The organism is Phytopseudomonas seleniipraecipitans, assembly GCF_900102335.1.
Taxonomy (GTDB): Bacteria; Pseudomonadota; Gammaproteobacteria; order Pseudomonadales; family Pseudomonadaceae; genus Aquipseudomonas; species Aquipseudomonas seleniipraecipitans.
The window spans coordinates 77,396-91,298 of record NZ_FNBM01000005.1; the positions used below are offsets into that span (position 1 = coordinate 77,396).

15 protein-coding genes are annotated in these 13,903 nt (G+C 63.1%); 10 read left to right on the forward strand and 5 right to left on the reverse strand.

All coding sequences use genetic code 11. The annotated features are described in order from the left end of the window. Window positions 1-121 precede the first annotated feature (121 nt). Window positions 122-931, reverse strand: coding sequence for a tryptophan synthase subunit alpha (gene trpA / locus BLS60_RS12300; protein ID WP_092368416.1), 810 nt, complete (start codon window positions 929-931; stop codon window positions 122-124). Beyond that, window positions 928-2,139 (reverse strand): tryptophan synthase subunit beta, encoded by a 1,212-nt coding sequence (gene trpB, locus BLS60_RS12305; protein WP_092368419.1) that lies wholly within the window; start codon window positions 2,137-2,139, stop codon window positions 928-930. Before trpB ends, trpA begins: the two co-directional genes overlap by 4 nt. A gap of 361 nt (window positions 2,140-2,500) precedes the next feature. On the opposite strand from trpB, the gene BLS60_RS12310 reads away from it, so the two are divergent. The 10 genes from BLS60_RS12310 to BLS60_RS12355 all read left to right on the forward strand — a co-directional run bounded on the left by BLS60_RS12310 (window position 2,501) and on the right by BLS60_RS12355 (window position 10,436). Next, window positions 2,501-3,346: a transporter substrate-binding domain-containing protein gene (locus tag BLS60_RS12310; RefSeq protein ID WP_092368422.1), complete on the forward strand. Its 846-nt coding sequence runs from the start codon at window positions 2,501-2,503 to the stop codon at window positions 3,344-3,346. A 10-nt stretch (window positions 3,347-3,356) separates the two neighbouring features. Further along, a complete protein-coding gene (locus tag BLS60_RS12315) occupies window positions 3,357-4,013 on the forward strand; it encodes an amino acid ABC transporter permease (RefSeq protein WP_092368424.1) in 657 nt (218 codons plus the stop codon). A gap of 11 nt (window positions 4,014-4,024) precedes the next feature. After that, on the forward strand, window positions 4,025-4,660 hold the full coding sequence (locus BLS60_RS12320) for an amino acid ABC transporter permease (protein WP_244153401.1): 636 nt from the start codon (window positions 4,025-4,027) through the stop codon (window positions 4,658-4,660). A 4-nt stretch (window positions 4,661-4,664) separates the two neighbouring features. Beyond that, window positions 4,665-5,471 carry an amino acid ABC transporter ATP-binding protein gene (locus BLS60_RS12325; RefSeq protein WP_092368430.1) on the forward strand — a complete coding sequence of 269 codons (807 nt, stop codon included), beginning with the start codon at window positions 4,665-4,667 and terminating at the stop codon, window positions 5,469-5,471. After that, window positions 5,468-6,700, forward strand: a complete 1,233-nt coding sequence (locus BLS60_RS12330; protein ID WP_092368433.1) for a M20 family metallo-hydrolase — start codon at window positions 5,468-5,470, stop codon at window positions 6,698-6,700. Before BLS60_RS12325 ends, BLS60_RS12330 begins: the two co-directional genes overlap by 4 nt. 27 nt (window positions 6,701-6,727) lie before the next feature. Continuing rightward, entirely contained in the window at window positions 6,728-7,438 is a 711-nt protein-coding gene (locus BLS60_RS12335) for a DUF1989 domain-containing protein (protein WP_092368436.1), read from the forward strand. Window positions 7,439-7,581: 143 nt separating this feature from the next. Next, window positions 7,582-8,190, forward strand: coding sequence for a cupin domain-containing protein (locus BLS60_RS12340; RefSeq protein ID WP_092368440.1), 609 nt, complete (start codon window positions 7,582-7,584; stop codon window positions 8,188-8,190). Between the two features lie 85 nt (window positions 8,191-8,275). Continuing rightward, entirely contained in the window at window positions 8,276-8,944 is a 669-nt protein-coding gene (locus tag BLS60_RS12345; RefSeq protein WP_092368443.1) for a DUF3592 domain-containing protein, read from the forward strand. 1 nt (window position 8,945) lies between these two features. Continuing rightward, the gene (locus BLS60_RS12350; protein ID WP_092368446.1) at window positions 8,946-9,839 is read left to right on the forward strand and encodes a LysR family transcriptional regulator; all 894 of its coding nucleotides are present in this window, start codon (window positions 8,946-8,948) and stop codon (window positions 9,837-9,839) included. A gap of 96 nt (window positions 9,840-9,935) precedes the next feature. Next, window positions 9,936-10,436, forward strand: coding sequence for a DUF3060 domain-containing protein (locus BLS60_RS12355; protein ID WP_092368449.1), 501 nt, complete (start codon window positions 9,936-9,938; stop codon window positions 10,434-10,436). 44 nt (window positions 10,437-10,480) lie between these two features. Here BLS60_RS12355 and gloA read toward each other — a convergent pair whose 3' ends face one another. The 3 genes from gloA to ilvD form a co-directional block, all read right to left on the reverse strand. Beyond that, the gene (gene gloA, locus BLS60_RS12360; RefSeq protein WP_092368452.1) at window positions 10,481-11,008 is read right to left on the reverse strand and encodes a lactoylglutathione lyase; all 528 of its coding nucleotides are present in this window, start codon (window positions 11,006-11,008) and stop codon (window positions 10,481-10,483) included. A gap of 296 nt (window positions 11,009-11,304) precedes the next feature. Further along, window positions 11,305-11,763, reverse strand: coding sequence for a metallophosphoesterase family protein (locus BLS60_RS12365; RefSeq protein WP_092368455.1), 459 nt, complete (start codon window positions 11,761-11,763; stop codon window positions 11,305-11,307). A 177-nt stretch (window positions 11,764-11,940) separates the two neighbouring features. Beyond that, window positions 11,941-13,779 carry a dihydroxy-acid dehydratase gene (gene ilvD / locus BLS60_RS12370; RefSeq protein WP_092368458.1) on the reverse strand — a complete coding sequence of 613 codons (1,839 nt, stop codon included), beginning with the start codon at window positions 13,777-13,779 and terminating at the stop codon, window positions 11,941-11,943. Window positions 13,780-13,903 lie beyond the last annotated feature (124 nt).

Below are 13,903 nucleotides of genomic sequence, written 5' to 3' on the forward strand. Positions count from 1 at the left end.
TGCGCGCATCTGTGTTCAGGACAGCGTTACGCTGAAGCCATCGCCGCGAGACTGATCCGCATCTGAAAAGGCCGCAGCCCCTTCAACGGGAGCTGCGGCCTTTTATAGGAGGCTGATGCGTTTAGCGACGAGCGCTGCGCACGCCTTCGGCCAGTTGGCTGCATAGCTCGAGTACGCCGTCGATGGCCTGCTGGTCGTTGTCCGCCTTGGCGATCTGATCGATCAGCGCCGAGCCGACCACCACGCCCTCGGCCAGGCGGGCGATGGTCGCCGCATGTTCCGGGGTACGGATGCCGAAGCCGATGCTGATCGGCAGGTCGGTGTGGCGGCGCAGGCGGGTAACGGCTTCCTGCACGTGTTCCAGGGTGGCCGAACCGGCACCGGTAACACCCGCCACGGAGACGTAGTAGACGAAGCCCGAGCTGCCGTTGAGTACCGTAGGCAGGCGCTTGTCATTGGTGGTCGGGGTGGTCAGGCGGATGAAGTCGATGCCCGCTGCCTGGGCCGGGTCGCACAGGTCGGCGTTATGTTCCGGCGGCAGGTCGACTACGATCAGGCCGTCGACACCGGCTTGCTTGGCATCGGCGATGAAACGCTCCACGCCATATTTGTGAATCGGGTTGAAGTAACCCATCAACACCAGCGGGGTCGCCTGCTCGTCCTTGCGAAATTCGCGGACCAGCTGCAGGGTCTTGGCCAGGTCCTGCTTGGCAGCCAGGGCACGGATGTTGGCGAGCTGAATCGCCGGGCCGTCGGCCATCGGGTCGGTGAACGGCATGCCCAGCTCGATCACGTCGGCACCGGCTTTCGGCAAGCCCTTGAGAATCGCCAGGGACGCATCGTAGTTCGGGTCGCCGGCGGTCACGAAGGTCACCAGGGCGGCGCGGTTCTGTTCTTTCAGCTCGGCGAAGCGCGTCTGCAGGCGGCTCATATATGTTCTTCCTGTTCGTCGAAGTGGTGCATGACGGTCTGCATGTCCTTGTCGCCGCGGCCCGAGAGGTTGACCACCATCAGGTGATCCTTTGGCAGAGTCGGCGCGCGCTTGAAGACTTCGGCCAGCGCGTGGGACGTCTCCAGGGCCGGGATGATGCCCTCCAGGCGGCAGCACTGGTGGAAGGCGGCAAGCGCCTCGGTGTCGGTGATCGAGGTGTAATCGACGCGGCCGATGTCGAACAACCAGGCGTGTTCCGGACCGATGCCCGGGTAGTCGAGGCCAGCGGAAATCGAGTGGGCGTCGATGATCTGACCATCATCGTCCTGCAGCAGGAAGGTGCGGTTGCCATGCAGCACGCCCGGTACGCCGCCATTCAGGCTGGCGGCATGCTTGCCGGTTTCTACGCCATGGCCGGCCGCTTCCACGCCGATGATCTGTACCGACTTGTCGTCGAGGAACGGGTGGAACAGGCCCATGGCATTCGAGCCGCCACCGATGCAGGCGACCAGGCTATCTGGCAGGCGGCCCTCCTGGGCTTGCATCTGGTCACGGGTTTCTTTGCCGATGACAGCCTGGAAGTCACGAACCATTGCCGGATAAGGGTGCGGCCCGGCGACGGTGCCGATGATGTAGAAGGTGCTGTCGACGTTGGTCACCCAGTCGCGCAGTGCTTCGTTCATCGCATCCTTCAGGGTGCCGGTGCCGGCGGTGACCGGGATCACTTCGGCGCCCAGCAGCTTCATGCGGAAGACGTTGGCCTGTTGGCGGTCGATATCGGTCGTGCCCATGTAGATCACGCACTGCAGGCCAAAACGCGCCGCCACGGTAGCGGTGGCCACGCCATGCATGCCGGCGCCGGTCTCGGCGATGATGCGCTGCTTGCCCATGCGTTTGGCCAGCAGGATCTGGCCGATGCAGTTATTGATCTTGTGCGCGCCAGTGTGATTGAGCTCTTCGCGCTTGAGGTAGATCTTCGCCCCGCCGCAATGCTCGGTCAGCCGCTCGGCGAAGTACAGCGGGCTTGGGCGGCCCACGTAGTCGCGCTGGAAATAGGCCAGCTCCTTGGCGAACTCGGGATCTTCCTTGGCCTTTTCGTACTCGGCAGCCAGGTCGTGGATCAGCGGCATCAACGTCTCGGCGACGTACTGACCACCGAACGCACCGAACAGGCCGGTGGCGTCTGGGCCGTTGCGTAATGAAGTCATGGGGTTCTCCTGTGAATTCGAAGGCTGGCGGCTTACCGCGAGCATCACGGGCGCTGCCCGTGAACGATGTGATGGCAGCCAGACTAAAGCTCCGCGAGCATCGGGAAAAGCGAGTAGTTTGATTTTATATGTGAGTAAAACTCACGTGTAATCGTTTTCTAAGCCTATATCCATCGTGTTGCCGGGCGCACTGTCTCGGAACGCACGGGCTGCATTTGCGCGCAAACGGTGCATCAAGGCAGAGCTCGAAGCCCTGAATGGCTCTGTCTTCACGGCCGTGGCGGCTGGCACACATCATGCTTATGTACTTTTATTCAAGTAACTTGAATAAATATCCATAGCTTCAAGAAGAGGCCTCGCCATGAACCGTCGTGCCGTGAAAAACCTGTCACTCGCTTTGGCCACCTTGCTCGTCAGCTCGCTCGCTCAGGCTGACGATCTGCTGCAACGCATCCAGCAGGAAAAACAGATCACCATCGCTACCGAAGCACGCTTCGCCCCGTTCGAGTCGGTGGAGAACGGCAAGGTAGTGGGCTACGGCGTGGATCTGATGAATTACGTGTTGGCCGACCTGCCGGGCGTCAAGCTCAAGCAGCTGGATCTGCCGTTCCAGGGCATTCTACCGGGCCTGGATACCGGCAAGTTCGATTTCGTGGTGACCTCGGTGACCGTCAACAAGGCGCGTTTCGAACAGTTCGCCTTCACCGTACCGATCGCCGAATCCACCGTTGCGCTGCTCAAGCGTGGCAACGACGATTCGATCAGCAGCCTGAGCGATCTCAACGGCAAGGTGGTCGGCTCGCAGAGCGGGTCCGGTCAGCTGCAAATTCTTCAGGCCTATGATCAGAAACTCAAGGATGCCGGCCAGCCAGGCCTCAAGGCCATTCGGCAGTACGTCAGCTTCGACGAGGCGTACGCCGATCTCGCCCTGGGGCGCCTGGATGGCGTTGCTCAGTCGCTGTCCAACCTCGGCCCACTGATCAAGTCGCGTCCCGGTGTGTTCACCACGCTCAGCGACATGCTCGGCCCGCAGACCTACTACGGTTGGGTAGGCCGCAAGGATGCCGACAGCGCCAGCCTGGTCAAACTGTTCAGCGACGGTATTGCCCGCGCCAACCGTGACGGCACCATGAAGACGCTGCAGGAAAAATGGTTCGGCTTCACCATGGATGTGCCGGCCGACGCCATGCCTGAGCCGAGCATCTGAGTCGCTGACCATGGATGACTTCGGTGTTCGCTTCGCACTTTACTGGCCCGCTCTGCTCGACGGCGCGCTCACCACCTTGTGGCTGTGCCTGGCCGGGATGCTGCTGGGCTTCGCTCTCGGCGTGCTGATCTATCTGCTGGGCAGCAGTCACAGCCGAGGTTGCGTCGCGTTCGCCAGGGTCTACGTGAGCTTCTTCCGTGGCACGCCGATGCTGGCGCAGTTGCTGCTGCTCTTCTATTTGCCCGCCGGGCTGGGCATGGACGTGCCGGCGCTGGTCGCTGCCGGTCTGGCATTGGCCCTGAATACTGCGGCCTACCAGTCGCAGATTCTGCGCAGCGGTTTTGCTGCTATCCCGGCAGGGCAACTGGAGGCCGCTGCGGTGTTCAGCATCGGTCGCTGGCGCACGCTGCTGCATATCCAGTTGCCGCAAGTGGTACGCCTGACCCTGCCGGCGCTGATTTCCGAGTTGATCGATGTGATCAAGGTGTCGGCGGTGGTCTCGGTTATCTCCATCACCGACCTGATGCGGGTCAGCCAGCAACTGGTTTCGCAGACTTACCGTCCGCTGGAGGTCTATCTCGTCGCCGCACTGTTCTACCTGGCGTTGACCAGCCTGTTGGCGCTGCTCGGGCGCCAGCTGGAGCGTCGCTGGCAGGCGCGCAGCTGATGGAGAACTGGATGAATTACCTTCCCGATTTCGGTCAGGCGCTGCTGGTCACCCTGGGCATCAGTTTTTCCGGCGCGGCGCTGGGCCTGCTTCTGGGCTTTGCCCTCAATGCCCTGCGCCTGGCGGTACCTGGCTTCATTGGCCTGTATCGGTTGTATGTCTGGCTGGTGCGTGGCACGCCGTTCCTCGCGCAACTGCTGCTGATCTATTTCGGTCTGCCGGTGCTTGGCCTGACCCTGGACGCCATCGAGGCGAGCATTCTCGCCCTGTGCCTCTACAGCGCCGCCTATTTTGCCGAGCTGCTGCGCTCGGCCTGGGCCAGTGTGCCGATCGGCCAGCTGGAGGCCGCGCGGGTGCATGGCCTGAACGGCATCCAGACCTTCTGGCACATCCAGGCGCCCCAGGCGCTGGCGTTCGCGCTGCCGTTGCTGGGCAACCAGGTGATCCTGACGATCAAGGAAAGCGCGGTGACATCGATCATCACCGTGCCGGAGCTGACCATGACCGCCGGGCAGATCGTCTCCAACACCTTTTCCTATGTCGTGCCCTACGTGCTGCTGGTGCTCTCGTACTGGCTGCTGACGCTGCTGGTCGGTTTCGCCGCCGCTGCGCTCGGCCGTCGCGCAACGCGCTACCTGCGAGGATGACCCAATGAGCAATCTTCCCCTTCTTGAACTGCGCGGCGTGGGCAAGTCCTACGGTGCCAATACCGTGTTGCAGGGTTTCGACCTGAGTGTGCGAGCCGGCGAGATCGTCTCGCTGATCGGCCCCTCCGGCTCCGGCAAGACCACTGCCCTGCGCTGCATGAATTTCCTCGAAGCCTATGACCAGGGCGAGGTGTGGATCGATGGCCAGCTGCTCGGCTACAGCGGCCCTGGGCGGCGCCCAGCCGACCAGGACAGCGCCGCCAGCATCGCCGAGGTACGTCGACCGCTGGCCATGGTGTTTCAGCAATTCAATCTGTGGCCGCACATGACTGTGCTGGAGAACGTCATGGCGCCTCTACTATTGGGCAAACGCCTGAACCGAACCGAGGCTCGCGCGCTGGCCGAGGCGGCGCTGCAGCGGGTTGGCCTGGCAGCCAAGATTGGCGCTTACCCGGCACGATTGTCCGGTGGGCAGCAACAGCGCGTCGGTATCGCCCGGGCGCTGGCGGTGAAACCACGTTTGATGCTGCTCGACGAGCCGACGTCGGCGCTCGACCCGGAACTGGTAGAAGAAGTGCTGCAGGTGATTCGCAGCCTGGCCAGCGACGGCATGACCATGGTCATGGTGACCCACGAGATGAGTTTCGCCGCACAGATATCCAGCCAAGTGGTGTTCATGGAGGCCGGGCAGATCGTCGAAACCGGTGCGCCGGCGACGATGTTCCAGGCGCCCGCCACCGACCGCCTGCGACAATTCCTCAAACCCTGGTTCAACCGCAGCCTGACGCCACGCCAGGAGGTGTGCCAATGAATGCCGAGCGGGTGATGGCGGGGGTGCGTGCCGAGCGTCTGCATGGCCTGCTCGACACCCTGGCCGGTTTCGGCGCGCTGCCGGGCGGCGGGATGAATCGTCAGGCGCTTTCTGCAGAGGATTTCGATGCACGTGCCTGGCTGATCGGCGAGGCGCAGCGTATCGGTTGCCGTGTGTGGACGGATGCCTGCGCCAACCTGTTCATACGCCGCGACGGCTTGGAGGATCTGCCGCCGGTGATGACCGGCAGCCACATCGATACCCAGCCCAGCGGTGGTCATCTGGATGGCTGTTACGGTGTGATGGCCGGCCTGGAATGCCTGCTGGCGCTGCACGATCAGGGCCTGCGCACGCGCCGGCCAATTGAGCTGGTGGTGTGGACGAACGAGGAGGGCAGTCGTTTCAGCCCCGGCGCCATGGGCTCCAGCGCCTTCGTCGAACCCACCCGCATGGCTGCCTATCGAGACAGCCTGGATGCTTCGGGCGTCAGTGTCGGTGAGGCGCTGGACGAGCATGGCCGCCGTTTCGCCGGGCTACCGCTGCGCGAACAGATCGCTGCGCATGCCTTCGTCGAATTGCACATCGAACAGGGGCCGGTGCTGGAGCGCGCGGGTGTGCCGCTCGGCGTGGTCTCCGGCATTCAGGGCGTGCGCTGGTATCAGGTGCGCTGCCGCGGTGCTTCCGCCCATGCCGGCACCACGCCGATGGACATGCGCCAGGACGCGCTGCTGCTGGCTGCCGGCTGCCTGCCAGCCATCGACACTCTGGCCGAACGCCTGGCGGGCGCCGACAAACGCCTGACCTTCGGGCGCTGGCACGTGCTGCCCAATTCGATCAATACGGTGGCCGGGGAGGTGACCTTCAGCATCGATTTCCGGCATGCCGACAGTGCCGTGCTGAACGCTTTCGATACGGCGCTGGCCGATTGCCTGCCCGCGCAGGCCGAGCTGCAGATGCTCTTCAGTCATCCACCAGTGGCGTTCGATGCAGCTATTGTCGATGTGCTCCAGCAGGCAGTCGAGGCCACTGGCGAAGCCTCCCTGAGCCTGCGCTCGGGCGCCTTCCACGACGCCATGTACCTGGCGACGCATTGCCCGACCGGCATGCTGTTCGTGCCAAGCCGCGACGGCATCAGCCACAACCCTCTGGAATACACCGAACCTTCCCAGCTCGAAGCCGGCGCCCGTGCGCTGGCCTGGAGCCTCGTCCAACTGGCTGAACAAGCCTGACCTGTCCTTGCCCAACTAGGAGCGACCATGAGCCATTCGAACCACGCCCACGATTACCCAGCCTGCTGCCAGCCTGACAACGGCGCGTCGCTGGGCCTCAACGCCACCCTCAACGAGCCACTGTCGGCCGACGGCACGCCGGAACTCGGCAAGACCTACACCGTGCCGGCACGCTGCGGCCGTGCCGTGCGCCTTAAGGCGGGTGAGGTCATCAAGATCATCAACACCCACGGCACCCAGGTGTGCGACACCTGGCTGTTCAATGCTGAAGACCTGAGCGAATTCCTCTCCATGGAGCATGCTCGCGCACACATCGACCGAATCATTCCCAAGGCGGGTGACGAGCTGTTCAGCAACCGCCGCCGTACCATCGGTACCTTGCTGACCGACACTTCACCGGGCGTGCACGACACCCTGATCGCGGCCTGCGATCTGCATCGCTACACCAACCTCGGTGTCGAGGGTTACCACGACAGCTGCGCCGACAACATGCGTCTGGCCCTGCAGGCCATCGGTCTGCGTGCCCGCGAAGTGCCGCAGCCGTTCAACCTGTGGATGAACATCCCGGTCAAGCCGGACTACAGCATCGAGTGGCTGCCACCGGTCTCCAAGGCAGGCGACTACGTGGAAATCCAGGCGGCCATGGATTGCGTGGTGGTGATGTCGGCCTGCCCACAGGACATCGTGCCGATCAACGACCTGAATCCGGTGGAAGTGCACTTCTCGGTTAGTCTCTGAGGTCGCCCTGGACACAAGCGCTGGTTTGGTTGGTGTCAGGGGATTAATTACCCGTGTGCCTTCGGCGATACTGTGCGGCCAGCGGGAGAATTCGCTGCCGCACATGTGCCTTCAATACGGGTTATCCATTCATCGAGAAACGCATGCTCAAACCTAGCCATACACCGCCGTCGAAGGCTAATCACACCGATGGCCTGCCAAGTCTGGGAGTGCGTCTGCGCCATGCCCGCAAGGTCGCCGGCCTTACCCTCAAGCAGGTGGCTACCGTTGCCGGGTGTTCGGAAAGCCTGATTTCCAAACTGGAAAACGACGCCGCTTCTCCGTCGCTGGCCATGCTCCACCGTTTGGCAGGCGCCTTGGGCAGCAACGTATCCACTCTGACGTCCGAGGAGTGGGTATCCGATGAGCCGGTGCTGCGCGCGGGTGAGCGCCCGGTGAAGCGCTTCGTCAAACGCAACAAGGACGGCGACATCGGCCTGGAGCGCATCACCCACCTGCAAAAGGGCGGGCTGCTGCAGGGCAATATCCATATCGTCGCGCCCGGCGTGGCCAGCGATGGCCTGATCGAGCATCCCGGCGAAGAAATGGGCTATGTGCTCGAGGGCAGCATCGAGCTGACCATCGGTGATCAGTGCTACAGCCTGGCGACAGGAGATGCCTTTCACTTCCCCAGCAACCTACCCCACGGTTATCGCAACAGCGGCTCTACCGAGGCGCGCATTCTCTGGGTCAATACACCTGTGACGTTCTAATGTGATTCATTCGACTGGACTGCGCCGTTCGATGCCGGATAATCCTCGCCCTTGATGTGATGTTTACGCACAGGTCGGAGGCGGGATGAAAACAGGATGGTTGTGGCTGTTCCCAGGTATTGGGGCGCTCCTGCTGGTGATCGCCATCGGCATTCAAATCGCTCGCATCAGCGCTGAGGCGAGGATGACTCTGATCGAGGGTTCGATCGTCGATCTCGAGGACGGCTGCCCGACGGTATCGTTCATGACCCTGGACGGCACCCTTGGCGAGTATTACAGCAGCACCTGCAGCACGCCGCCGTCCTTCGATATCGGTGAGCGGGTTGCACTCTATTACGACCCGCAAAGCCCTGAGCGGGCGCACATCGACAGCTTCGGCCAGAACTGGCTGGGTAGCCTGATCGTCGGTGGCATTGGCAGCGTATTTCTGGCGATCGGTCTGCTTTTCGTGCTGCCGCCGCTGTTCGCCAAGCGCCGCGCCGCTGAGTTGCGGGTCAGCGGCACAGCGGTGCAGGCCGAAGTGGTGGATGTCGAGCTCAATGGCTCACTGAGCATCAACGGCCGCAACCCATACCGCATCGTCGCCCAGTGGCTGAACCCGCAGACCAACAAGCTGCATGTGTTTCGCAGTGAAAACCTGTGGTTCGATCCAGGCCCCTACATCAACGAGTCGCTGGTCACCGTAATGATCGACCCGAGCAACCCCAAGCGCTACAGCATGGACACCCGTTTTCTGCCCGAGTTGGTGGACTGAGATGGCCCAGGAGCTGCCCTCCCTGAATGCCCTGCATGCCTTCGAAGCAGCAGCACGGCTCGGCAGCGTAAGCCGTGCTGCGGTCGAACTGCATGTCACCCACGGCGCGGTGAGCCGGCAGATCCGCACCCTGGAAGAGCAGCTCGGGGTGGCGCTGTTCGTCAAGGACGGGCGCGGACTCAAACTGACCGAAGTCGGCATGCGCTTGCGTGATGTCAGCGGCGAGACGTTCACCCGGCTGCGTCAGGTGTGTGGTGAGATCCGCCAGCGGGAAGTCGACACACCCTTCGTGCTCGGTTGTCCCGGCAGCCTGCTGGCGCGCTGGTTCATTCCGCGACTGGATCGGCTCAACCAGGCCTTGCCCGAGCTGCGGCTGCAACTGTCCACCAGCCAGGGCGAACTGGATCCGCGCAGCCCTCAGGTGGACGCCACCCTGCTTTACGCCGAGCCGCCCTGGCCTGCGGACATGCAGGTCTTCGAGTTGGCGCGCGAATCCATCGGCCCCGTGGTGAGCCCAAGGCATGTGCGGTTTGCCGAATTGCGTGAGGCCGCGCCAGGCGCTTTGCTGCGCGAGGCCCTGCTGCACACCACCTCGCGACCGCAAGCCTGGCCGCAGTGGGCTGCAGCCATGGGGCTGGAACCGACGCAGATGCGTTTGGGCCAGGGCTTCGAGCACCTCTATTACCTGCTCGAAGCGGCGTCAGCGGGGCTTGGCGTGGCCATCGCACCCCTGCAACTGGTGGCCGATGACCTCGCGGCAGGGCGGCTGGCCGCGCCCTGGGGCTTCGTCGAAACCGAAGCGCAGCTGGCGCTTTGGGTGCCGGAGCGGCGCAGCGGCCGGCGCGCCGAGCAGCTCGCTCAATGGTTGAGAACCGAGTTGCAGCAAGCGAATTGAGTGGCTTGCAGGCGAGAACCTTCCCCGCTGTGCGCCGGTCATAGCATCGGCCCCGCGGCATGTTCAGGGCCATCATCGACCAAGAGGGATGTACCCATGAACAAGATGCTGACGGCGGCTTGCCTGCTGAGCGCTATGGTGGCGAGTGCGGCTGCTCTGGCCGAGCCGCTGAATATCGAGGGGATCGGCCTGTCGCGCGACGTGTCCTGCAAAGGCCAGGACGTGAACATCACCGGCAATGCCAACGTCATTCACCTGACCGGTGAATGTGGCGCCGTGCTGGTCTACGGTTCCGAGCACAAGGTGACGCTGGAAACGGCCAGGTCGTTGACCGTATCGGGCGCCGAGATCGAGGTCGTTGCCGAGCATGTGAATGCCTTGAACGTCGATACCAGCGACAACCAGGTTCGCACGGCGGTCATCGCAGGCGAGCAACCGGCAGTGGTCACGGTAGAAGGGGCTGAGCATGAACTGGATCTGCAGTTCGATGGCGAGGCCAAGCTGAGCGTTATCGGGGTCAGTCAGTTGGTGCGCTGGAGCGGCGATGAGCCTGAGGTGCAGTTGGGAGGCATCGACAACAAGGTCGAGCGCAAGTAAGTGAAGCGGGCGCCCCGCCGGTCAGCAGCGGGGCGACGCGTTTTCTAGTCCACGTCGGTGAACTGGATGATTTCTACCCAGTAGCCGTCCGGGTCTTTGATGAAGGCGATGTTGCTCATGCGTCCATCGGTCAGGCGCTTCTGGAAGGTCACGCCGAGGTCTTCGAAACGCTGGCAGGCTGCCTTGATGTCCGGTACCGCCACGCACAGGTGACCGAAGCCGCGCGGGTCGCTGTTGCCGCTGTGGTAGGAAAATTCTGGGTCCTTCTCGGTGCCGTGGTTGTGGGTCAGCTCCAGCACGCCGGGAATGGATTTGCGCCATTGGTGGCGAGCCTTCGGGTCAGCCGGGATCTGCGACTTGTCGGCAATCAGCGCCACGAAGTACAGGCTGAACTCGGCCTCCGGGAAGTCCTTTTTCTCGAGCAGGGTGAAACCCAGCACGCGGGTGTAGAAATCCAGCGACTTTTCTAGGTCCTTCACGCGGATCATGGTGTGGTTGTAGACGAAATCCGCCGTGGCCACGTCCGGCTTGCCGGTTACGCCGGGCAGGGTGTTGAGTTCATCGAGGGTCATGGGGATCTCCATCAGGCGGTGATTGGGCGAGTCGAAAAGTCTGTATGTGTGTAGATGGCTTCGACATACGCGTTTTTCAAGGTGGGCGGTTTGGTGTGACGTCTCAAGGCGTAGGCCGCCGGTCGTATGTCTAGGAAGGTGTGGAGCGAAGCGATACCTGTCGCACTATGTGCTACGGAATTGGGTGGTGGGTATCGTCGCTTCGCTCCTCGACCTACGCGGCCCGTGCACCGCCCCGCAATCGCAATGGTGGACAAAAAGAGCGTTGTCCACCCTACGTTCGCTTCCGGCGTGCATCAAACCTCCAGCGTGATCAGCTCGAACCGCGCCACGTCATCTTCGATGTGTAGCAGCCCTACACTGATCGGCAGCTTGAAGCGTCGCGGGCCGGCGCTGCCTGGGTTGAGGTACAGCACGCCGTCGCGTTCCTCATGCAGCGGTTTGTGCGAATGGCCGGCGATCACCACGTCGATGCCTTCGGCCTTGGGGTCGATGGCCAACTGCTTTAGATCGTGCAGCACATACAGGCTGACTGCGCCGAAGCGTAGCGTCAGCCGTTCGACAATCCCATCCGCCCAGGCGTCGCCGTCGTTGTTGCCGCGCACCACCGAGAGCGGCGCGATGCGCTCCAGCACGGCGAGGATCTGCGGCCCGCCAATATCGCCGGCGTGGATCAGCTGGTCGACGCCCTGCAGCGCCGCCAGTGCCTGGGGTCGCAGCAGGCCGTGGGTGTCGGCGATCAGGCCAATCTTCATGGGCTCTCCTGTGTGTCTTGTTAGGAGCCAGCGTGCTGGCGATCCGTTCCGTTCAAACATGTAGCCAGGGTCGAGCGAAGCGACACCCGGGACACGATGGCTAAGCACCGCTGCCGAACATCGCCAAAAACAGAAAACCCGGCGCAGGGCCGGGTTTTCATGTGTCGCGCTACGGGATCAACCGTCCAGCATGGCCTTGTTGCGCACTGCGCCCTTGTCGGCGCTGGTGGCGAGCAGAGCGTAAGCTTTCAGCGCAGTGGTCACTTTGCGTGGGCGCTGTTCGACCGGCTTCCAGCCTTTCTTGTCCTGCTCGTGGCGGCGATGGGCGATTTCCTCGTCGCTGACCAGCAGGTTGATGGTGCGGTTGGGGATGTCGATCAGCACCTTGTCGCCGTCCTGTACCAGCCCGATGGCGCCGCCAGCGGCGGCTTCCGGCGAGGCGTGGCCGATGGACAGGCCGGAGGTACCGCCGGAGAAGCGGCCGTCGGTGAGCAGGGCGCAGGCTTTGCCCAGGCCCTTGGACTTCAGGTAAGAGGTCGGGTAGAGCATTTCCTGCATGCCCGGGCCGCCTTTCGGACCTTCGTAGCGGATGATCACGATGTCGCCGGCCTTCACCTCGTCATTGAGGATGCCGCGTACCGCGCTGTCCTGGCTCTCGAAGATCTTCGCGTTGCCTTCGAACACGTGGATCGACTCGTCGACACCGGCGGTTTTCACCACGCAGCCGTCGAGCGCGATGTTGCCGTACAGCACGGCCAGGCCACCTTCTTGCGAGTAGGCGTGCTCGACACTGCGGATACAGCCGTTTTCACGGTCATCGTCCAGGGTGTCCCAGCGGGTCGACTGGCTGAACGCGGTCTGGGTCGGGATACCGGCCGGGCCGGCTTTGAAGAAGTGGTGCACCGCTTCGTCGTCGGTTTGGGTGATGTCCCATTTGGCGATGCCTTCGGCCATGGAGGTGCTGTGCACGGTCGGCAGTTCGGTGTGCAGCAGGCCGCCACGGGCCAGCGAACCGAGGATCGAGAAGATCCCGCCAGCGCGGTGCACGTCTTCCATGTGGTACTTCTGGATGTTCGGCGCGACTTTGCACAGTTGCGGCACATGGCGCGAGAGACGGTCGATATCGCGCAGGTCGAAATCGATCTCGGCTTCCTGGGCAGCGGCCAGCAGGTGCAGGATGGTGTTGGTGGAACCGCCCATGGCGATGTCCAGCGTCATGGCGTTCTCGAACGCCTTGAAATTGGCAATGTTGCGCGGCAGCACCGAGTCGTCGTTGTCGCCGTAGTAACGCTTGCACAGCTCGACGATGGTGCGGCCGGCCTGCAGGAACAGCTGCTCACGGTCGCTGTGGGTGGCCAGCGTGGAACCGTTGCCCGGCAGGGCCAGGCCCAGGGCTTCGACCAGGCAGTTCATCGAGTTGGCGGTGAACATGCCGGAGCACGAACCGCAGGTCGGGCAGGCGCTGCGCTCGTATTCGGCAACTTTCTCATCCGATGCCGTGCTGTCAGCGGCGATGACCATGGCGTCGACCAGGTCCAGGCCGTGGCTGGCCAGCTTGGTCTTGCCGGCTTCCATCGGCCCGCCGGAAACGAAGATCACCGGGATGTTCAGGCGCAGGGCGGCCATCAGCATGCCGGGGGTGATCTTGTCGCAGTTGGAGATACAGACGATGGCGTCCGCGCAGTGGGCGTTGACCATGTACTCCACGGAGTCGGCGATGATCTCGCGGCTCGGCAGCGAATAGAGCATGCCGTCGTGGCCCATGGCGATGCCGTCGTCGACCGCGATGGTGTTGAATTCTTTGGCCACACCGCCGGCCTTCTCGATCTCGCGGGCGACCAGCTGACCCAGATCCTTGAGGTGCACGTGGCCAGGCACGAACTGGGTGAAGGAGTTGGCAATGGCGATGATCGGTTTCTTGAAATCTTCGTCCTTCATCCCGGTGGCGCGCCACAGGGCACGGGCGCCGGCCATGTTGCGGCCGTGGGTGGAGGTCTTCGAGCGGTAATCAGGCATGGCGGTTTCCTGCGGCTAATCAGGTAGGCATTGATAGGGGGTGAGCGGATCAGCGGCAGATGGCCGTGACGCGAGGTGGCATGGCGCACGACGGGATCTCCGTCTACCTGCCTGGGCTCACAGG